This is a genomic window from Enterobacter sp. 148H3, assembly GCF_034107425.1.
Classification (GTDB): domain Bacteria; phylum Pseudomonadota; class Gammaproteobacteria; order Enterobacterales; family Enterobacteriaceae; genus Enterobacter; species Enterobacter vonholyi.
Genome location: NZ_JAWNEI010000002.1, coordinates 262,804 through 283,314 on the forward strand (window position 1 = coordinate 262,804; position 20,511 = coordinate 283,314).

At 57.0% G+C, this 20,511-nt stretch carries 14 protein-coding genes and 1 tRNA gene; 11 read left to right on the top strand and 4 right to left on the bottom strand.

Annotation, left to right across the window (positions count from 1 at the left end; genetic code table 11):
• Nucleotides 1-167 precede the first annotated feature (167 nt).
• The 8 genes from USH94_RS03505 (at nucleotide 168) to recD (ending at nucleotide 13,654) form a co-directional block, all read left to right on the top strand.
• The gene (locus USH94_RS03505; protein WP_111966104.1) at nucleotides 168-632 is read left to right on the top strand and encodes a prepilin peptidase-dependent protein; all 465 of its coding nucleotides are present in this window, start codon (nucleotides 168-170) and stop codon (nucleotides 630-632) included.
• Nucleotides 623-1,183 carry a prepilin peptidase-dependent protein gene (locus USH94_RS03510; protein WP_111966080.1) on the top strand — a complete coding sequence of 187 codons (561 nt, stop codon included), beginning with the start codon at nucleotides 623-625 and terminating at the stop codon, nucleotides 1,181-1,183. Before USH94_RS03505 ends, USH94_RS03510 begins: the two co-directional genes overlap by 10 nt.
• Complete coding sequence (locus USH94_RS03515) at nucleotides 1,180-1,581, top strand: DUF2509 family protein (RefSeq protein ID WP_111966079.1); 402 nt, start codon at nucleotides 1,180-1,182, stop codon at nucleotides 1,579-1,581. The genes USH94_RS03510 and USH94_RS03515 overlap by 4 nt, the downstream gene beginning before the upstream one ends.
• Nucleotides 1,566-1,889 carry a prepilin-type N-terminal cleavage/methylation domain-containing protein gene (locus USH94_RS03520; protein ID WP_111966078.1) on the top strand — a complete coding sequence of 108 codons (324 nt, stop codon included), beginning with the start codon at nucleotides 1,566-1,568 and terminating at the stop codon, nucleotides 1,887-1,889. The genes USH94_RS03515 and USH94_RS03520 overlap by 16 nt, the downstream gene beginning before the upstream one ends.
• A gap of 12 nt (nucleotides 1,890-1,901) precedes the next feature.
• Entirely contained in the window at nucleotides 1,902-5,276 is a 3,375-nt protein-coding gene (recC, locus tag USH94_RS03525; protein ID WP_111966077.1) for an exodeoxyribonuclease V subunit gamma, read from the top strand.
• A gap of 139 nt (nucleotides 5,277-5,415) precedes the next feature.
• Nucleotides 5,416-8,298, top strand: coding sequence for a pitrilysin (ptrA, locus tag USH94_RS03530; RefSeq protein WP_111966076.1), 2,883 nt, complete (start codon nucleotides 5,416-5,418; stop codon nucleotides 8,296-8,298).
• Nucleotides 8,295-11,837 carry an exodeoxyribonuclease V subunit beta gene (gene recB, locus USH94_RS03535; RefSeq protein ID WP_111966075.1) on the top strand — a complete coding sequence of 1,181 codons (3,543 nt, stop codon included), beginning with the start codon at nucleotides 8,295-8,297 and terminating at the stop codon, nucleotides 11,835-11,837. The genes ptrA and recB overlap by 4 nt, the downstream gene beginning before the upstream one ends.
• On the top strand, nucleotides 11,834-13,654 hold the full coding sequence (recD, locus tag USH94_RS03540) for an exodeoxyribonuclease V subunit alpha (RefSeq protein ID WP_111966074.1): 1,821 nt from the start codon (nucleotides 11,834-11,836) through the stop codon (nucleotides 13,652-13,654). Before recB ends, recD begins: the two co-directional genes overlap by 4 nt.
• 34 nt (nucleotides 13,655-13,688) lie before the next feature.
• On the opposite strand, the gene argA is transcribed toward recD, so the two are convergent.
• Complete coding sequence (argA, locus tag USH94_RS03545) at nucleotides 13,689-15,020, bottom strand: amino-acid N-acetyltransferase (RefSeq protein WP_023294467.1); 1,332 nt, start codon at nucleotides 15,018-15,020, stop codon at nucleotides 13,689-13,691.
• 227 nt (nucleotides 15,021-15,247) lie between these two features.
• Here argA and amiC point away from each other — a divergent pair, with 227 nt between their 5' ends.
• Complete coding sequence (gene amiC / locus USH94_RS03550) at nucleotides 15,248-16,501, top strand: N-acetylmuramoyl-L-alanine amidase AmiC (protein WP_111966073.1); 1,254 nt, start codon at nucleotides 15,248-15,250, stop codon at nucleotides 16,499-16,501.
• Nucleotides 16,502-16,588: 87 nt separating this feature from the next.
• Here the strand turns inward: amiC and USH94_RS03555 are convergent.
• Nucleotides 16,589-16,665, bottom strand: a tRNA-Met gene (locus USH94_RS03555).
• 208 nt (nucleotides 16,666-16,873) lie between these two features.
• Here USH94_RS03555 and mltA point away from each other — a divergent pair.
• Nucleotides 16,874-17,971 (top strand): murein transglycosylase A, encoded by a 1,098-nt coding sequence (mltA, locus tag USH94_RS03560; protein WP_111965423.1) that lies wholly within the window; start codon nucleotides 16,874-16,876, stop codon nucleotides 17,969-17,971.
• Between the two features lie 75 nt (nucleotides 17,972-18,046).
• The gene (gene tcdA, locus USH94_RS03565) at nucleotides 18,047-18,853 is read left to right on the top strand and encodes a tRNA cyclic N6-threonylcarbamoyladenosine(37) synthase TcdA (RefSeq protein ID WP_111965424.1); all 807 of its coding nucleotides are present in this window, start codon (nucleotides 18,047-18,049) and stop codon (nucleotides 18,851-18,853) included.
• Here tcdA and csdE read toward each other — a convergent pair.
• Both csdE and csdA read right to left on the bottom strand, forming a co-directional pair.
• On the bottom strand, nucleotides 18,844-19,290 hold the full coding sequence (gene csdE / locus USH94_RS03570) for a cysteine desulfurase sulfur acceptor subunit CsdE (protein ID WP_111965425.1): 447 nt from the start codon (nucleotides 19,288-19,290) through the stop codon (nucleotides 18,844-18,846). The genes tcdA and csdE overlap by 10 nt on opposite strands.
• Nucleotides 19,290-20,495: a cysteine desulfurase CsdA gene (gene csdA / locus USH94_RS03575; RefSeq protein WP_111965426.1), complete on the bottom strand. Its 1,206-nt coding sequence runs from the start codon at nucleotides 20,493-20,495 to the stop codon at nucleotides 19,290-19,292. The genes csdE and csdA overlap by 1 nt, the downstream gene beginning before the upstream one ends.
• Nucleotides 20,496-20,511: the final 16 nt, after the last annotated feature.

Here is a 20,511-nt window from a genome sequence, read left to right on the forward strand (position 1 = left end):
CAACCGGTGCTGTTTAGCGCCGGTTTTTTTTCGCCTATATCCCGTTTCCCGAAGCGCTATCCAGAAAGCGTGCAACGCGCTGCAACTCTTCCAATTCTCCGGATAACGCCTCGTAAGACGATATTTCGATGCTCGTCATGTTCACGGCGCTTCGCCACACTCCCGGTATGAAAAAAGAGAACGGTTTTACGCTTATCGAAACGCTGGTCGCCATATCGCTTGTCGTTATTCTTAGCGCCTCAGGGCTGTACGGCTGGGACAGCTGGCAGCGGCAGCAGCGGCTGTGGCAAACCGCCAGTCAGGTGCGAGATTACCTGCTTTTTCTACGCAATCATGCCAACCGCTACAACCGCGACCATCAAATTACCCATCAGCGGGTGGGAGGCCGGGACTGTCTGGTGAGCTCTGCCGCACAAGGCTGTGAGAAGGGCAGTCCCTTTGTGCTGATACCACTCTGGCCTGAAGTCGCGATCGGCGAGGTTACGCCGTCGCTCGCGTTCTATGGATTAAGGGATACTGCGTGGGCAGGGCGGATACGCGTTCAAAGCCGTGCAGGAGAGTGGCTGATTATTGTCTCAAATGGAGGACGCATCAGGATGTGTAAGGTCATTGGGGGAGGTTCATGTCGATGAGGCAGCGTGGTTTCTCGCTGACTGAAGTTCTGATTGCTACGGCGATTAGCAGCCTTTTGCTGATAAGCGCATCGCGATTTTTACCCGGCTTGCAGCGAGCGGTCTTAGTGCAATCTGGCCAGAGAGAATTAGAGGAAGAGGTCTGGCATCATCTGTTTTCCGTGGGCAAACAGCTTCAGCGTGCGGGGTACTGCGCGGGAAACTGTCAGGGACAGGCGCTGGTGACCGCGAGGCTTGGAAGTTGCGTCATTGTGCGGTCGGACGCCAACAGTAACGGCAACTGGGATAACAGCGCATCAGAAAATGACAGCACCGGTTTTCGTCTGGAGTCGGGGGCGCTGGAAACCCTGCGTGGAGCAGCCTCATGTGAAGGAAAAGGATGGGAAAAGCTTACTGACCCGAGCAGGCTTACGATCGCGCATTTTGTGGTAAGAACAGTGGAGCATGCCGGTTTTGCGCCAGAGGTGAATATCGAAATGGCGGCGATTCGCAAAGGCGAGAAGGGGGAGCCCTGGCAGGCGTTGTATACGGTCACGGGATACAACCTGTGAATCGTCAACGCGGCATATCTTCGCTGGCGCTGGTTCTGCTTTTACTGGTGCTCGGGACACTGATCCTCACGGGTCTCAATCAGCAGCTCATAACGTTTAGCGCGCTCGTTGGCGGCGAGAGTCGCTCGCTTCAGCAGCAGGCGACGGTACAGTCAGCGCTTGAGTGGGGACGTGTTCAGAGCTGGTCGTCAGATCCCCAGGTTCAGTGCAAAAAGACACCTGCGTGGCGAGTGTGTTTGCGCCAGCTGAGTGAGGGGCGCGCGTTACTGATTGCCGGAGATAGTGGCCTGTTGCTCTGGCGCGCAGCAGAGATTGTCGACGGGAAAGTTCGTTTTTCGCCTCACGGCTGGAGTGATTTTTGTCCCCTTAAGGAGAGCGCGTTATGCCAGCTGCCGTGAGCAGAGAAAAAGGGTTTAGCATGGTGGAAGTCCTGCTGGCGATGATGCTGCTGGTGATCGTCGTGACGGCTTTGTCGGGTTATCACCGGGCGCTGGCGGGGCGGTTCACCCTGTTTAACCAGTATCGCCAGCTCTGGCACCATGCCTGGAATCAGTCTCAGCTCTCAACAAATGTTCTCCCTGCAGGCTGGCAGGCCAGTCGGGGGCAGACAACGCACGCAGGATGTGTCAGCATCACGGTTACACTTATTTCTCCTCTGGGGCGGCGCGGTGAGTTAACGCGTCTGCATTGCCCGGTTAGCCAGTAGTCGGGAGCGTCTATGTTAAGGGTCTACCACTCAAATCGTCTGGATGTGCTGGAAGCGCTGATGGAGTTTATCGTTGAGCGCGAGCGGCTTGACGATCCTTTTGAGCCTGAAATGGTGCTGGTGCAGAGCACCGGTATGGCACAGTGGCTGCAAATGTCGCTTTCCCGTAAATTTGGCATAGCCGCAAATATTGATTTCCCGCTGCCCGCGAGCTTTATCTGGGAGATGTTTGTGCGCGTGTTGCCGGACATCCCGGAGCAGAGCGCCTTCAACAAGCAGGCCATGAGCTGGAAGCTCATGGCGCTGCTGCCGGAAATGCTGCAGCATGATCAATTCGCCATGCTGCGCCACTACCTCAATGACGATACCGACAAGCGCAAGCTGTTCCAGCTGGCGTCGCGTACCGCCGATCTCTACGACCAATACCTTGTTTACCGTTCTGACTGGTTAATTCGTTGGGAAGCGGGCGAGCTGGTTGAAGGTCTGCCGGAGGCGCAAATATGGCAGGCCCCGCTGTGGAAAGCGCTGGTAGAACATACGGAGAAACTTGGGCAGCCTAAGTGGCACCGTGCCAACCTGTACGATCGGTTTATCTCGATACTTGAAAATACGTCGGAGCGACCACCCCGACTGCCGTCACGCGTTTTTATCTGCGGAATATCCGCATTACCCCCTGTCTATCTAAAGGCGTTGAATGCGCTGGGTAAACATATTGATATTCATATTTTGTTCACCAACCCTTGCCGACAGTATTGGGGGGATATCCTCGATGAACGCTGGCTTGCGCGTCTGGTAACTCGCCAACGAAAGCGTCTTTTTGAAGAACGGTCCGTCCCGCTGTTTAAGGACGGCTCGACTGCCGGGCAGCTTTTTGACGAAGATGGTATCCAGAACTTGCCCAATCCGCTGCTTGCCTCATGGGGGAAGCTGGGGCGTGACTACATTCACATGCTTTCAGACATCACTTCTTCAGGCGAAGGTGACGTGGATGCCTTTGTCGAGATCGCTCCGGACAGCCTGCTGCATAATATTCAGTTAGATATTCTGGATCTGGAAAACCGTGCCGTCATGGGCGTGACGGCGAACGAGTTCGAACGCAGCGACAGCAAGCGTAAGCTGGACGCTGACGATCGCAGCATCACGATCCATGTTTGCCATAGCCCTCAGCGTGAGGTCGAAGTGCTTCACGACCAGCTGCTGGCGATGCTGCAGGAAGATCCCGAACTGACGCCACGCGATATCGTGGTAATGGTGGCGGATATCGACAGCTACAGCCCCTTTATTCAGGCCGTCTTTGGCAGCGCGAAGGGCGAGCGATATCTTCCTTATGCTATTTCTGACCGTCGTGCCCGTCAGTCGCATCCGGCATTGCAGGCGTTTATCACTTTACTCTCACTGCCGGATAGCCGCTTTATCTCCGAAGATGTCCTGGCGTTACTGGATGTTCCCGTTCTGTCTGCACGCTTCAACATCAATGAAGAGGGGCTTCGCTACCTTCGCCAGTGGGTGAATGAGTCTGGCGTTCGCTGGGGGATCGATGACGATAACGTTCAGGAGTTCGAACTTCCTCCAACCGGGCAGCACACCTGGCGATTTGGCCTGACGCGTATGCTGCTGGGCTACGCCATGGAGAGCAGTCAGGGCGAGTGGAATGAGGTGCTGCCTTACGATGAGTCCAGCGGGTTAATTGCTGAACTGGTGGGGCATTTAGCATCGCTCCTGATGCAGCTTAACCGCTGGCGACACGAGCTGCTGCAGCCGCGTCCACTTGAAGAATGGCTCCCGGTTTGCAGAGCGTTGCTTAATGATTTCTTCCTGCCGGACAATGACACCGAAGCGGCGATGGCGCTCATTGAAACGCAGTGGCAGGCTATCATCGACGAAGGCGTCAATTCCCACTATCAGGAGTCCATTCCGCTGTCGCTGTTGAGGGATGAGTTGACGCAGCGGCTTGACCAGGAGCGAATCAGCCAGCGTTTCCTGGCAGGCCCCATCAATATTTGCACCCTGATGCCAATGCGTTCTATCCCGTTTAAAGTGGTCTGTTTACTTGGCATGAACGACGGCGTTTATCCTCGCGCGCTCGCGCCGTTGGGGTTCGATTTGATGAGCGCAAATCCAAAACGGGGCGACCGTAGCCGCCGTGATGATGACCGCTATCTCTTCCTTGAGGCGCTTATTTCCGCCCAGAGTAAGCTCTATATCAGCTATATCGGCCGTTCGATTCAGGACAACAGCGAGCGTTTCCCCTCCGTTCTGGTGCAGGAACTGGTGGATTATATCGGTCAGAGCCACTACCTGCCGGGAGATGAAGAGCGCAACTGCGATGAAAGCGAGAAGAGGGTGAAAGACCATATCACCTGTTTCCACAGCCGCATGCCGTTTGACCCGGTGAACTACACGGCCAGCGAGCGCCAGAGCTATGCGCAGGAGTGGCTGCCGGCGGCGAAAAAAGAGGGGAATGCGCATACCGATTTTATTCAGGAACTTGACCCGCGCCCTGTCGACACCCTGACCTTCGAGCAGCTTCAGCGGTTTTGGGCGCATCCGGTGCGCGCTTTCTTCCAGCAGCGACTACAGGTTAACTTCCGTTCTGAAGAGAGTGAAATTCCTGATGCAGAGCCGTTTACGCTGGAAGGTCTGGAGCGCTACCAGTTAAACCTGCAGCTGTTGAATGCGCTGGTTGAAGAGGAAGATGCTGAAAAACTTTACCGCCGCTACCGCGCTGCGGGACAGTTGCCTTATGGGGCGTTCGGGGAGATCGTCTGGGAGGCGCAGTGTCAGGAGATGACCGCCCTGGCAGAGCGCGTAAGAGCGTGCCGACAGCCAGGGAATAGTATTGAAATCGATCTCAACTGCAACGGGGTACAGCTCACGGGCTGGTTAACCCAGGTTCAGCAGGATGGGCTGCTTCGCTGGCGGCCTTCAATGCTTAGCGTTTCACAGGGTTTGCAACTCTGGCTGGAACATCTTGTCTACAGTGCGGGTGGGCATAAAGGCGAAAGCCGCATTTTCGTGCGCAAAGAGGGCGAATGGCGCTTCCCGCCGATGGAGTCTGATCAGGCGTTACGGTATCTGTCTTTGTACATTGATGGCTACCGCCAGGGAATGAACAAACCCCTCCTGCTACTGCCGGAAAGTGGCGGCGCCTGGATAAAAGCCTGTTATGACACGCAGAATGATGCGATGTTAACGGATGAGGCTTCGCTGCAGAAAGCCCGCAGTAAGTTTATGCAGGCCTACGAAGGTAACATGATGGTGCGTGGCGAAGGTGAAGATGTCTGGTATCAGCGCTTATGGCGAACGCTTGAGCCAGAGTACTTTGAGGCTATTACGGAAGAGGCGCAGCGCTACCTGCTGCCGTTGTTTAAATTTAATCAGTCCTGAGCGTTGTATAAAAATTGCGCAGCTAAGGGTGTTCATTTATGATGCACTTCTTATCACGGACTGATGTACCCAAAGAAAGAGATGTTGGCGTGTCCAGCACGCACTTTGTTAATGATGTAGCCGTGATAAAGAGGTCGTAATGCCAGGCAGCACCTTGTTTAAAGCGTTTGTTTTGTTTATTGCCCTTTGGGCGCCCGTCACTCACGCAGACTCCGGTTGGCAACCCGTTCAGGAAACTATCCGTAAGAGCGAAAAAGATACCCGTCAATATCAGGCTATTCGTCTTGATAACGGCATGACCGTGCTGCTGGTTTCCGACCCGCAGGCGGTGAAATCCCTGTCGGCATTAGTGGTGCCGGTTGGGTCGCTGGAAGATCCTGACGCTCATCCTGGACTTGTACACTATCTGGAACATATGACGCTGATGGGGTCAAAAAAATATCCACAGCCAGATAGCCTGTCCGAATTTCTCAAGATGCATGGCGGTAGCCACAATGCCAGTACGGCACCGTACCGTACGGCCTTTTATCTCGAAGTCGAAAATGATGCGCTGGAAGGGGCAGTCGATCGACTTGCTGATTCCATCGCCGCGCCGTTGCTGGATAAAAAATACGCCGATCGTGAACGCAATGCGGTGAATGCCGAGCTGACCATGGCCCGCACGCGAGACGGTATGCGCATGGCGCAGGTCAGCGCCGAAACCATCAACCCTGCACACCCGGGTTCGCGCTTCTCCGGCGGTAACCTCGAAACCTTGAGCGACAAACCGAATAGCCCGGTGCTGGATGCCCTGCACGCGTTTCGCGATAAATACTACTCCGCCAACCTGATGAAAGCGGTCATCTACAGCAATAAACCGTTGCCTGAGCTGGCAGACATGGCGGCCAAAACGTTTGGCCGGGTGCCGAATAAAAATATCGACCTGCCGCAAATAACCGTTCCGGTGGTCACGGACGCGCAAAAAGGTATCGTGATCCACTACGTTCCTGCCATGCCGCGCAAAGTGCTGCGCGTCGAATTCCGCATTGATAACAACACGGCGCAGTTTCGCAGTAAAACCGATGAGCTGGTGACCTACCTGATAGGTAACCGTAGCCCGGGTACGCTGTCTGACTGGCTGCAAAAGCAGGGGCTGGCGGAAGGTATTCGCGCCGATTCCGATCCGGTAGTGAACGGTAATAGCGGCGTACTAGCGATCTCCGCCACCCTGACCGACAAAGGGCTGGCCAACCGCGATGAAGTCGTGGCGGCTATCTTTAGCTACCTCGCTTTGCTGCGCGAGAAAGGCGTCGATAAGCGCTATTTTGATGAACTCGCGCACGTGCTGGATCTCGATTTCCGCTACCCATCCATAACCCGAGACATGGATTACGTGGAGTGGCTGGCGGATACCATGATCCGCGTGCCGGTGGAACATACCCTCGACGCGGTAAATATTGCCGACCAGTATGATGCCGGGGCGGTAAAAGCCCGCCTGGCGATGATGACGCCGGAGAATGCCCGCATCTGGTACATCAGCCCGAACGAACCGCATAACAAGACGGCGTACTTTGTCGATGCCCCTTATCAGGTGGATAAAGTCAGCGCTCAGACCTTCGCCGACTGGCAGAAGAAGGCCGGGGAGATTGCGTTGACGCTGCCGGAGCTGAACCCCTATATTCCGGATGATTTCTCGCTGATCAAAACGACTAAAGATTACCCGCATCCAGAACTCATCATTGATGAGCCAACGCTGCGCGTTGTGTATACCCCAAGCCGCTATTTTGCCAGTGAGCCAAAAGCCGATGTCAGCGTGGTGCTGCGTAACCCGAAAGCAATGAACAGCGCCAAAAATCAGGTGATGTTCGCACTCAATGACTATCTCGCCGGTATCGCTCTCGATCAGCTCAGCAACCAGGCCGCCGTGGGCGGGATCAGCTTCTCCACCAACGCCAATAACGGTTTGATGCTTAATGCAAACGGCTATACCCAGCGCTTGCCTCAGCTGTTCCAGGCCTTGCTGGAGGGCTACTTCAGCTACACGCCGACGGAAGAGCAGCTTGAGCAGGCTAAATCCTGGTATGCCCAGATGATGGATTCTGCCGAGAAGGGCAAGGCCTACGATCTTGCGCTTATGCCGGCGCAAATGCTGTCGCAGGTTCCTTATTTCCAGCGAGAGGAGCGCCGCGCGCTGCTGCCTTCAATCTCCTTAAAAGACGTGCTGGCGTACCGCGACGCGCTGAAAACCAATACGCGTCCGGAGTTCCTGATTGTCGGCAACATGAGTGAGGAGCAGGCTAAAACCCTGGCGCAGAATGTTCGCACTCAGCTCGGCTCTAAAGGCGACGAGTGGTGCCGCAACCAGGACGTGCTGGTTGAGAAAAAGCAAAATGTGATTTTTGAAAAGGCGGGTAACAGCACGGATTCCGCGCTGGCCGCGGTATTTGTGCCAACGGGCTATGATGAATTCGCCAGCTCGGCGCAGAGCGCCGTGCTGGGGCAGATTATTCAGCCTTGGTTCTATAACCAGTTACGCACCGAGGAGCAGCTTGGCTACGCGGTATTTGCCTTCTCCATGAATGTCGGGCGTCAGTGGGGGCTGGGCTTCCTGCTGCAAAGCAGCGACAAACAACCGGCGTATCTCTGGAAGCGTTATCAGGCCTTCTTCCCGCAGGTGGAAGCAAAACTGCGTGCCATGAAGCCGGAGGAATTTGCTCAGATCCAGCAGGCCGTCATCGCGCAGGTGATGCAGCCGCCGCAGACGCTGGGTGAAGAAGCCTCTCAGCTGAGCAAAGATTTCGATCGCGGTAATCTGAAATTTGATTCGCGTGATAAAGTAGTGGCCGAGATAAAACAGCTGACGCCGCAGAAGGTTGCCGACTTCTTCCATCAGGCGGTCATTAAGCCGCAGGGAATCACTATCCTGTCTCAGGTTTCCGGTAGCCAGAACGGGAAAACGGAGTACGTAAACCCGAAAGGCTGGAAAGTCTGGAAGAGCGTCAGCGCGCTGCAGCAATCTATGCCCTGGAGTAAGAAAGAATGACCGATACCGCTGAGTCCCTTGATCCCTTACGTTTACCTCTGCAGGGTGAACGATTGATTGAAGCCTCAGCGGGAACGGGAAAAACCTTCACCATTGCCGCCCTCTATCTGCGCCTGCTGTTAGGGCTTGGCGGCAACGCTGCTTTTCCACGCCCTTTAAGCGTGGAAGAGCTGCTGGTGGTCACCTTCACCGAGGCCGCTACCGCGGAGCTGCGGGGCCGTATTCGTACCAATATCCACGAGCTGCGCATTGCCTGTCTGCGTCAGAGCACGGATAACCCTCTCTACGCCAGCCTTCTGGAAGAGATTGCCGATAAGCAGCAGGCAGCCCAGTGGCTGCTGCTCGCTGAACGGCAGATGGACGAAGCGTCCGTCTTTACCATTCACGGTTTTTGCCAGCGCATGCTGAGCCTGAATGCGTTCGAGTCCGGAATGCTGTTCGAACAGCAGCTCATTGAAGATGAATCCGTGCTTCGCTATCAGGCCTGCGCGGATTTCTGGCGTCGCCACTGCTACCCCTTACAGCGTGATATTGCCGAAGCGGTACACGCGCTCTGGAAAGGCCCGGAGGCGCTGCTGCGCGCGATCGATCGTTATCTCCAGGGGGAAGCGCCGATAATCAAATCCCCGCCGCCGGCAGATGAAACCCTGGCCTCGCGGCATGAAAAAATCATCGCGAAAATTGCGGACATCAAGCAAAAATGGATGGAGTCAGTCGGCGAGATTGACGCCATCATCGAAAATTCCGGCATCGATCGTCGCAAGTTCAACCGCGGCAATCAGGGGAAATGGATCGACAAGATCAGCGCCTGGGCGCAGGAAGAGACGCGGGGCTATCAGCTCCCGGACGCGCTGGAGAAATTCTCCCAGCGTTTCCTGGCTGAGCGGACCAAAGCCGACGGCATTGTGCCTGAGCATCCCCTGTTTGTGGCAACAGAAACCCTGCTGGCGGATAACCTTACGCTCAACGATCTGATGATCGCTCGCGCCATGACCGAAATTCGCGAAGCCGTGGCGCGCGAGAAACGCCGCCGGGGTGAACTGGGTTTCGACGATATGCTGAGCCGCCTTGATGCGGCGCTGTGCAGTGAAAACGGCGAAGCGCTTGCCGCCGCGATTCGCACCCGCTTCCCGGTTGCGATGATAGACGAATTTCAGGACACCGACCCTCAGCAGTACCGCATTTTCCGCCGTATCTGGCGCCAGCAGCCCGGTACCGCGCTGTTGTTAATCGGCGATCCGAAACAGGCCATCTACGCCTTCCGCGGGGCGGATATTTTCACCTATATGAAAGCCCGCAGCGAGGTTGACGCACACTACACGCTCGATACCAACTGGCGCTCCTCTCCCGGCATGGTGGAAAGCGTCAACGCGCTCTTTAGCCGCATGGATACGGCGTTTATGTTTCGGGAGATCCCGTTTCAGCCGGTAAAATTTGCCCCGAAAAATGCCTCGCTGCGCTTCGAGTTTAACGGCGTGACGCAGCCTGCCATGAAGTTCTGGCTGCTGGATGGGGAAGGCTGCGGCGTTGCCGACTATCAAAATGCCATGGCCCAACACTGTGCTGCGCAAATCCGTGACTGGCTCAGTGCCGGGGCGCGGGGCGAGGCGCTGCTGTGGAAGGGGGATAACCCCACCCCGGTAAAGGCATCGGATATTACGGTGCTGGTGCGCAGCCGTCAGGAGGCCGCATTAATCCGAGACGCCCTGACGTTACTGAATATCCCATCCGTCTATCTATCGAACCGTGACAGCGTCTTTGAAACGCTTGAGGCGCAAGAGATGTTATGGCTGCTCCAGGCCGTGCTGGCCCCGGAGCGGGAAAGTACATTGCGTAGCGCATTAGCCAGCGCGATGCTCGGACTGAACGCGCGGGATATAGATGCGCTCAACAATGACGAAGCCGCGTGGGATGCTGTGGTAGAGGAGTTTGTGCGCTACCGCGAAAAATGGCAGAAGCGTGGAGTTATGGCGATGGTGCGCGAGCTCATGGCACAGCGCCACATTGCGGAGAATATGCTGGCTACCGCAGGCGGCGAGCGCCGTTTGACCGATATTTTGCACATCAGCGAACTCTTGCAGGAAGCGGGTACGCAGCTGGAGAGCGAGCACGCCCTGGTGCGCTGGCTGGCGCAGCAGATTGCCGATCCGAACAGCAATTCATCCAGTCAGCAGATGCGCCTCGAGAGTGATAAACATCTGGTGCAGATCGTCACCATTCACAAGTCGAAAGGCCTGGAATATCCGCTGGTCTGGCTGCCGTTTATCGCCAATTACCGCGTACAGGATCAGGCTTTTTACCACGATCGCGAGTCTTTTGAGGCGGTGCTCGATCTCAGCAACGCGGAGTCCAGCGTTGAGCTGGCCGAAGCCGAACGTCTGGCGGAAGACCTGCGCCTGCTTTACGTGGCGCTGACCCGTTCGGTATGGCACTGCAGCCTGGGCGTTGCGCCGCTGTTCCGTCGCCGTGGCGAAAAGATCGGGGAGAGCGATTTTCATCTGAGCGCGCTGGGGCGGCTTATTCAACAGGGTGAGCCCAAAGACGCGGCGGGCCTGCGCCAGTGCATCGAATCGCTTTGCACTGAGCATGTTGCCCTGCATATTCCATCGCTGCCCGATAACAGCCGCTGGCACATGCCGGATCTGCACGAGTCAGATCTCCATGCCCGTCAGGTGGTACGTACCATTGCTGACGACTGGCGCGTTACCAGCTACTCCGGCTTACAGCAGCACGGGCAGAGTATTGCGCAGGATCTGATGCCAAAACTGGACGTGGATGCCGCAGGAGCCGGTAGCGTACCCGTTGAGCCGGTGCTGACGCCACACCAGTTCCCGCGCGGCGCTTCGCCGGGCACGTTTTTGCACAGCCTGTTTGAAGAGCTTGATTTCACCCAGCCGGTTTCCGAAGAGTGGGTGCTGAAGATGTTACAGAGCGGTGGTTACGACGCACAGTGGCAGCCGGTTCTCACCGACTGGATCCGCGCGGTTCTGCACGCGCCGCTCACGACGCAGGGGATTTCGCTGAATCAGTTGACCGCCAAAGATAAGCAGGTGGAGATGGAGTTTTATCTCCCCATCGCCAGCCCGCTCAGGGCCGAGGCGCTTGATGCGCTGATCCGCGAGTACGATCCGCTATCTGCCGGATGCCCGCCGCTGAATTTCCGCCAGGTGCAGGGGATGCTCAAAGGCTTTATCGACCTGGTTTTCCGCCACGAAGGACGCTACTACCTGCTGGATTACAAATCGAACTGGCTCGGTGACAGCAGCGAAGCCTATACCCAACAGGCGATGGCGTCGGCAATGCAACTGCATCGCTACGATCTGCAGTACCAGCTTTACACCCTGGCGCTGCACCGTTACCTGCGCCATCGCATGGCCAATTACCGTTACGAAGCGCATTTTGGCGGCGTGATTTACCTGTTCCTGCGCGGCGTGGATGCTAACGACCCGCGTTCCGGCATCTTTAGCACGCGTCCGGCTGAGGAACTGATTGAAAAAATGGATAACCTGTTTGCTGCGAGCACGGAGGAGGTGGCATGACGATGCAGGCGCTACTGCTGGACGCAGTTGAACAACGATTACTGCGCCACCTGGACGTGCAGTTTGCCATGATGGTGGCAGGTGAGGAGCCTGCCGTCATGCTTGCCGCAGCCATTCTTAGCAAAGACGCGGGGGAAGGGCACGTGTGCCTGCCGCTGTCGCGTCTGGCGGTGGATGAGAAAATGCCGCCAGCTTTACAGGCGTGTTTCGCGCAGCTCGGTGACGCCGTGGACTGGCAGGAGATATTACTCGGCTCGCCTGCCGTAAGCGGAGCCGATACCGGGACGCCGATGATCCTTGTCGGCGAACGTTTGTATCTTAACCGGCTGTGGCGTAACGAACTGACGGTGGCGCGCTTCTTCAGCGAGAGCAACGCGCCGCTTCCCTGCGATGAAACGCAGCTCCGGCAAACGCTGGATGCGTTGTTTACCTCTGACGACGCGACAGACTGGCAGAAAGTGGCAGCTGCCGTGGCGTTAACGCGACGGATCTCGGTGATTTCTGGCGGTCCGGGCACCGGAAAAACGACCACCGTGGCAAAACTGCTTGCTGCGCTGATTCAGCTAACTGGTGAGCAAAAGTGCCGTATTCGCCTGGCGGCTCCCACCGGTAAAGCGGCGGCGCGTCTGACGGAGTCGTTAGGCGGCGCGCTGCAAAAGCTGCCGCTAACCGGGGATCAGCTTGCGCTTTTCCCTAATGAAGCCAGCACGCTGCACCGTTTGCTTGGCGCACAGCCTGGCAGTCAGCGTCTGCGCTACCATGCCGGTAACCCGCTGCACCTGGATGTGCTGGTGGTGGATGAAGCCTCAATGATTGATCTGACGATGATGTCGCGTTTGATTGATGCGCTACCGCCGCACGCGCGCGTCATTTTCCTCGGCGATCGTGACCAGCTTGCCTCCGTAGAGGCGGGGGCAGTGCTGGGCGATATTTGCACCTATGCCAGTCTGGGATATACCGCTGAACGCGCTCAGGAGTTAGCGCGTCTCACCGGATGTTCGCTCACCTCTGAAAACTATTCGCCTGCAGGGGCGTTGCGCGACAGCCTGTGTCTGCTGCAAAAAAGCTACCGTTTCGGCAGCGACTCCGGCATCGGCCAGCTTGCGGCGGCCGTAAACCGGGGAGACAGACACGCCACCTCAGCGGTGTTTGCCGGAACCTTTACGGATATTGAGAAAAAATCGCTGCAAAACGGGGAAGAGTATCAGGCGATGCTGGACGACGCTCTGCAGGGGTATCAGCACTTTCTGACAAGCGTACAACAGCAAAGTGCGCCTGAGCAGATCATTGCCGCGTTTGGCGAATACCAGCTGCTCTGTGCGCTGAGGGAAGGCCCCTTTGGCGTCCGGGGTCTCAACGACAGACTGGAACAGCTGCTGGCGCAAAAACGCAAAATTAACCGTACCCCGCATTCGCGCTGGTATGAAGGGCGACCGGTGATGATCTCCCGTAACGACAGCGCGCTGGGGTTGTTTAACGGGGATATCGGGATTGCGCTCGACTGCGGTCAAGGCCTGCGCGTCTGGTTCCAGATGCCGGACGGGAGCGTGAAGTCCTTCCAGCCCAGCCGTTTGCCCGAGCATGAAACCGCCTGGGCGATGACGGTGCATAAATCCCAGGGCTCCGAATTTAACCATGCGGCGCTGATCCTGCCTACGCAGCTTTCACCCGTTATTACCCGCGAGCTGATCTATACCGCCATTACGCGCGCGCGTCAGCGCCTGTCGCTTTATGCCGATGAACGGGTGCTGGTACAGGCGATCGCCACCCGTACGGAACGCCGAAGCGGGCTGAGCGCGATATTTGAGTCCCTCTGAACGAAAGCCCTCGCCGGACGGTGAGGGCGTCGTATTATCCCAGATCGGCCATCAGCACCTTTGAACGACGCTGATAGTTGTACATCTCTTTCTTTGTTTCCGGCAGAGAATCGATATCCACCGGCGTGAACCCGCGCTCCTGGAACCAGTGAATGCTGCGCGTCGTCAGGACGAACAGCTTGCTCAGCCCCATCTGGCGCGCCTGTGCCGCCACGCGCTCAAGCAGCATTTCACCGCGTGAAGAGCTACGGTAATCAGGATGCACCGCCACGCAGGCCATTTCACCGATCTTCTCTTCCGGGAACGGATAGAGCGCGGCGCAGGCGATGGTCAGGTTATCGCGCTGAATAATGGTGAATTTGTCGATCTCCATCTCCAGCTGCTCGCGTGAACGACGCACCAGGATACCCTGCTGTTCCAGCGGGCGGATCAGTTCCAGAATACCGCCGATATCGTTGATGGTGGCGCGGCGGATCTGCTCCGCGCTCTCCATGACAATCTGCGTACCAATACCGTCGCGGGAGAACAACTCCTGCAGCAGGGCGCCATCTTCCTGATAGCTGATCAGGTGGCTGCGGCGCACGCCGCTGCGGCAGGCCTTCACGGCGCCACGCAGGAAGCGGACGGTGCCGGAGTAGTAATCGCCTTCGGCTTCCAGCGCCTCCACGCGGGCCTGGGCTTCATTCGGGAAGAGTTCCGGTACGATCGTTCCCTCATCGTTCACGACGCCCTGGGAGGAGCAGAACCCAATCATTTTTTCAGCCTTCAGCTTGATTGCCAGCTGCGTGGCAATCTCCTCGGACGTCAGGTTAAAGCTTTCGCCAGTCACGGAAACGGCGACCGGGCCCATCAGCACGATGGCACCGCTGTCCAGCTGGCGGTGAATAGCTTCTTCATCAATACGACGAATGCGACCGCTGTGGCAGTAATCCACGCCATCGTCCACGCCGAGCGGCTGGGCAATGATAAAGTTGCCGCTCACGACGTTGATATGCGCGCCCTGCAGCGGCGTGTTGTTCAGGCTCATGGACAGGCGAGCGGTAATATCCAGCTGCAGCAGACCTGCCGCCTGTTTCACCAGCTCAAGGGTTTTAGCATCCGTGACGCGGGTATGTTTGTGGTAAATCGGCTCGTGGTGATGAGCGGCCAGGTTGGCGTCGATCTGCGGACGGGCGCCATAAACCACCACCAGGCGGATCCCGAGGCTGTGCAGCAGGCCAATGTCATTGACGATGCTGGAAAAATTTTCATGCTCAATGGCTTCGCCGCCAAGCATGATGACAAACGTTTTTCCCCGATGGGCGTTGATATAGGGAACAGAATGGCGGAATCCCTGGACCAGTTCGGTTCTACGTTCCTTCACCATGGCACAACCCTTAATGAATGTTTATTCGTAATTTATGTATTTTTATTCGATTGTGACCGCGTGTGCAAGCGCAAATTTTCCACGACCCACAGAATTTGGTAAGTAATCCGTGCGTTAGCGTATGATTGTTTACCCTTTTATAGATGACAGTTTATGCGTCATTCGTTAAAGTTTTCGGTCAATCTGGACATTTTGTATATCAGTCAGTGTTCTTGCTCGGGAGAAGCATGTCGGGATCCAATTCAGCAATAAGCCGCCGCCGTTTGTTAAAAGGGGCCGGGGCAATGTGGTTGCTTAGCGTCAGTCAGGTCGGTCTTGCCGCAACCAGTCAGGTGGTAGCGGTGCGCGTCTGGCCATCGTCGACCTATACGCGCGTGACGGTCGAATCCAATCGCGTGCTGAAATATAAGCAATTTGCCCTCAGCAACCCGGAACGCGTGGTGGTGGATCTCGAAGGCGTTAACCTCAACTCCGTGCTAAAAGGGATGGCGGCGCAGATCCGCGGCGACGATCCGTTTATTAAATCGGCGCGCGTCGGGCAGTTCGATCCGCAAACCGTGCGCATGGTGTTTGAGCTTAAGCAGAACGTGAAGCCGCAGCTGTTCGCCCTGGCACCCGTCGCGACGTTTAAAGAGCGTCTGGTGATGGATCTTTACCCGGCGAGTGCGACGGATATTCAGGATCCGCTTCTCGCCCTGCTGGAGGATTACAACAAAGGTGATCTTCAGCGTCAGGTGCCGCCCGCGCAAAGTGGTCCGCAGCCGGGGAAAGCAGGGCGCGATCGTCCGATTGTGATCATGCTCGATCCTGGCCACGGCGGCGAAGACTCCGGCGCGGTGGGAAAATACCGTACGCGTGAAAAAGACGTGGTGCTGCAAATTGCCCGTCGCCTGAAGGCGTTGATTGATAAAGAAGGCAATATGCGCGCCTATATGACGCGCAATGAAGATATCTTTATTCCGCTGAAGGTCCGGGTGGCGAAAGCACAGAAGCAGCGCGCAGATTTGTTCGTGTCGATCCATGCGGATGCGTTTACCAGCCGCCAGCCAAGCGGTTCGTCCGTGTTCGCGCTCTCAACCAAAGGCGCGACCAGTACCGCCGCGAGATACCTTGCGGACACCCAGAACGCCTCGGACCTGATTGGTGGCGTAAGCAAAAGCGGCGATCGCTACGTCGACCACACCATGTTCGATATGGTGCAGTCGCTGACCATTAACGACAGCCTGAAGTTTGGTAAAGCGGTGCTGGGCAAGCTGGGGAACATCAATAAGCTGCATAAGAACAGCGTTGAACAGGCCGGATTTGCGGTACTCAAGGCGCCGGATATTCCGTCCATCCTGGTTGAAACCGCGTTTATCAGTAACGTGGAAGAGGAGCGTAAGCTCAAGACGGCAAAATTCCAGCAGGAGGTTGCGGAGTCGATTCTGGCAGGGATTCGTGCGTATTTCTCTGACGGGGCGACGCTGGCGCGGCGCGGATAACGCTCTCAGCCGGGTAGACGCCCGGCAAATTCACAAACGACAGATACAAAAAAACACCCTTCAGGGTGTTTATTGTTTTAGAAGTGTTGGTTGCGGGGGCCGGATTTGAACCGACGACCTTCGGGTTATGAGCCCGACGAGCTACCAGGCTGCTCCACCCCGCGTCCGTGGATGCGCACTATACTCGGATAGACTTGTGATGCAACCCCTTTTTCACATTTATCATGATTTTGTATGTAAATTGAACGACATGGCGTTGTTTGGACTATTTTTTGCGCAAAATTTGCCAAAGGGCATGCGATCGCATTTCATTAGCCCTGGCGGTTTGTTATCTTCATCACGCGGAAATGGGCAACTTAAAGACGAGATATAATGAAAGGACGTTGGGCGAAGTATCTGATGACGGGCGCAATGGTAGCGATTCTTGCGGCCTGTTCTTCCAAACCGACCGATCGCGGTCAACAGTATAAAGACGGGAAGTTATCCCAGCCTTTCTCTTTAGTTAATCAGCCTGATGCTGTCGGGGCACCGATTAATGCCGGTGATTTCTCCGAGCAGGTCTACCAGATCCGCAACGCGTCGCCGCGTCTGTATGGCGCCCAGAGTAGCGTATATAACGCGGTCCAGGACTGGCTGAAAGCAGGCGGCGATACGCGCAATATGCGCCAGTTTGGTATCGACGCCTGGCAGATGGAAGGGGCCGATAACTACGGCAACGTCCAGTTTACCGGCTATTACACCCCTGTTATCCAGGCACGACACTCGCGTCAGGGCGAGTTCCAGTATCCTATCTACCGTATGCCGCCAAAACGCGGTCGCCTCCCGTCGCGCGCCGAGATCTACGCCGGTGCGCTGAGCGAAAACTACGTCCTGGCCTACAGCAACTCCCTGATGGATAACTTCATCATGGACGTTCAGGGCAGCGGCTACATTGATTTTGGCGACGGTTCGCCACTTAACTTCTTCAGCTATTCCGGTAAAAACGGCCACGCCTATCGCAGTATCGGCAAGGTGCTGATCGACCGCGGCGAAGTGAAGAAAGAAGATATGTCGATGCAGGCGATCCGCGAGTGGGGCGAGAAACACAGCGAAGCCGAGGTGCGCGAGCTGCTTGAGCAGAACCCGTCGTTCGTCTTCTTTAAACCGCAAAACTTCGCGCCGGTGAAAGGGGCGAGCGCAGTTCCGCTGATTGGCCGCGCGTCGGTAGCATCCGATCGTTCGATTATTCCTGCAGGCACCACGCTGCTTGCTGAGGTCCCGCTGCTGGACAACAACGGCAAGTTCAACGGCCAGTATGAGCTGCGTCTGATGGTGGCGCTGGACGTCGGCGGGGCGATTAAAGGCCAGCACTTCGACATCTATCAGGGTATTGGCCCTGACGCAGGCCATCGCGCGGGCTGGTATAATCACTACGGACGCGTGTGGGTACTGAAGGCGGCACCAGGTGCCGGAAACGTATTCAGCGGCTGATTGTGGTATTCTGAGCGCAATACGGATTACTGTTCAGGGTGAGGATAACCTCACCCTTTTTACATCTGAGGTTTTATGTCTGTGGTAATCAGCGACGCCTGGCGCCAGCGTTTTGGCGGGACGGCACGTTTATATGGTGAAAAAGCCCTGCAGCTGTTTGCGGATGCGCATGTCTGCGTCGTGGGCATTGGTGGTGTGGGGTCGTGGGCGGCAGAAGCGCTGGCGAGAACCGGTATTGGCGCAATCACGCTGATAGACATGGATGACGTTTGCGTCACCAACACCAACCGTCAAATCCACGCCCTGCGCGATAACGTTGGTCTGGCGAAGTCTGAGGCCATGGCGGAGCGTATCCGCCTGATCAACCCGGAATGTCAGGTCACGGTGATCGACGACTTTGTGACGGCAGATAACGTCGCAGAGTATATGAGCAAAGGCTACAGCTATGTGATTGACGCCATCGACAGCGTGCGGCCAAAAGCGGCGCTGATCGCCTACTGTCGTCGTTACAAGGTGCCGCTGGTCACGACGGGCGGCGCGGGCGGGCAAATCGACCCTACGCAGATCCAGGTAGCCGATCTGGCGAAAACCATTCAGGATCCGCTGGCGGCTAAGCTGCGTGAGCGCCTGAAGAGCGACTTTAACGTGGTGAAGAACAGCAAAGGCAAGCTGGGCGTTGACTGCGTGTTCTCGACCGAAGCGCTGGTCTACCCGCAGGCGGACGGCTCCGTGTGCGCGATGAAAAGCACGGCGGAAGGACCAAAGAGGATGGATTGTGCCTCAGGCTTTGGCGCGGCCACGATGGTGACCGCTTCCTTTGGCTTTGTGGCGGTGTCACACGCCCTGAAGAAGATGATGGCGAAAGCGGAGCGTCAGGCCTGAGCCTGGCGTGCGGCGTCCTGCACGGCTTCGCTTAGCGCGATCAGCCCCTGACCGCGCGAGGCGCTGAGCTGCGCGCGCAGTCCCAGCTCATCAAATAATGCCAGCGGCGAATGCGCCAGCAGTTCCGCCGCGCTTTTTCCTTCAACAGCGGTCAACAATACGGCCAGCAGGCCCCGGACAATCCGGCCTTCGCTGTCGCCGAAGAAGTGCAGCTTTTCGCCGGAGACGCTCACGCCCAGCCAGACGCGGTTCTCACAGCCCGCAATCTCTTTCGCCTGCGCTTTGAGCTCGTCTGAAAGGGCAGGGAGCTGTTTACCCAGCAGGATCAGCTGTCGATATTTATCTTCCCACTGCTGGAGCGGGGCGAAGGTCTGTTTCAAGGTCTCTTCTGTGATGACGGTGCCAAACGGGTGTCCGGCTAAAGCAGCGCTAGTCATTAATCCACCAGTATTTCAAGGGCGCGGTCAACGGCGGCAACCAGCGCGTCGACATCGCTTTGGGTATTATACGGCGCAAACGAGGCGCGCAGCGTACCGTTAACGCCAAGCGCCGCAAGCAGCGGCTGGGCGCAGTGCTGTCCGGCACGCAGGGCAATGCCGTATCCGGCCAGCAGCGTCACCATGTCGCTGTGATGTACGCCCGCAAAATCAAAGGCGAGCAGGCTTGAGTCCTGAACGCGGAACGAGCGGAAGCCCGGGCGCTTTTTGAGTTCTTCCTCTGCCAGCGTCGCCAGTCCCCGGCTCCAGCTTTCAGCCTGAACAATGTCTGTTTCTGCCAGCCACTCCAGCGCCGCGCTTAAGCCAATCACCCCCGCCACGTTCGGCGTACCGGCTTCCAGACGATAGGGGATGTCCTGCGTTTTGAAGCCCTCGAACGACACTTCGGTAATCATTTTGCCGCCACCAAGCCACGGCGTCATTTTTGCCAGCAGTTCTGGCTTGCCGTACAACGCCCCAATACCGGTTGGTCCATAAAGTTTATGTCCTGAGAAGGCATAGAAATCGATATCCAGCGCCTGCACGTCGGCGGGGAAGTGCACCACGCCCTGAGCGCCGTCAACCATCACCACCATCCCGCTGGCATGGGCTACGCGAATGGCCTGAGCCAGATCCGGGCAACCTCCCGTGACGTTCGACATCTGTCCGAGCGCCAGAATGCGGCTGCGGGAGGTAATCAGCTCGGGGAGGCGAGCCACATTGGGCAGAAGGTCTGCACCCAGCGGAAGCTTCACCACGCGTGATCCCGTTTGCTCGGCCACCATCAGCCACGGCACCAGGTTGGCGTGATGTTCCGCCTCGCTGACGACGATCTCATCGCCCGGCTGAAGCAGCTGGCGCGCGTAGCACTGTGCCACCATGTTGATGGCTTCGGTCGTGCCGCGCGTCCAGACGATGTTTTTCCCGCTTTCGGCATTGATCTGGCGCGCGACCTGATCGCGTGCGGCTTCGTAGCGCGCGGTTAACCGCTGCGCTTCGGCAAACTGGCTGCGATGCACGTTCCCGGCGCTCAGGCTGTAGAACTGCTGAGTGGCCTCAATCACCGCCTGGGGCTTAAGGGCGGTGGCGGCGCTATCCAGATAAATACCGGCATCGGCCAGGGCCGGAAACTGTGCGCGGAACTGCGCAGGGCTGAAAGCGTTCATGGGATTCCTCATTTCA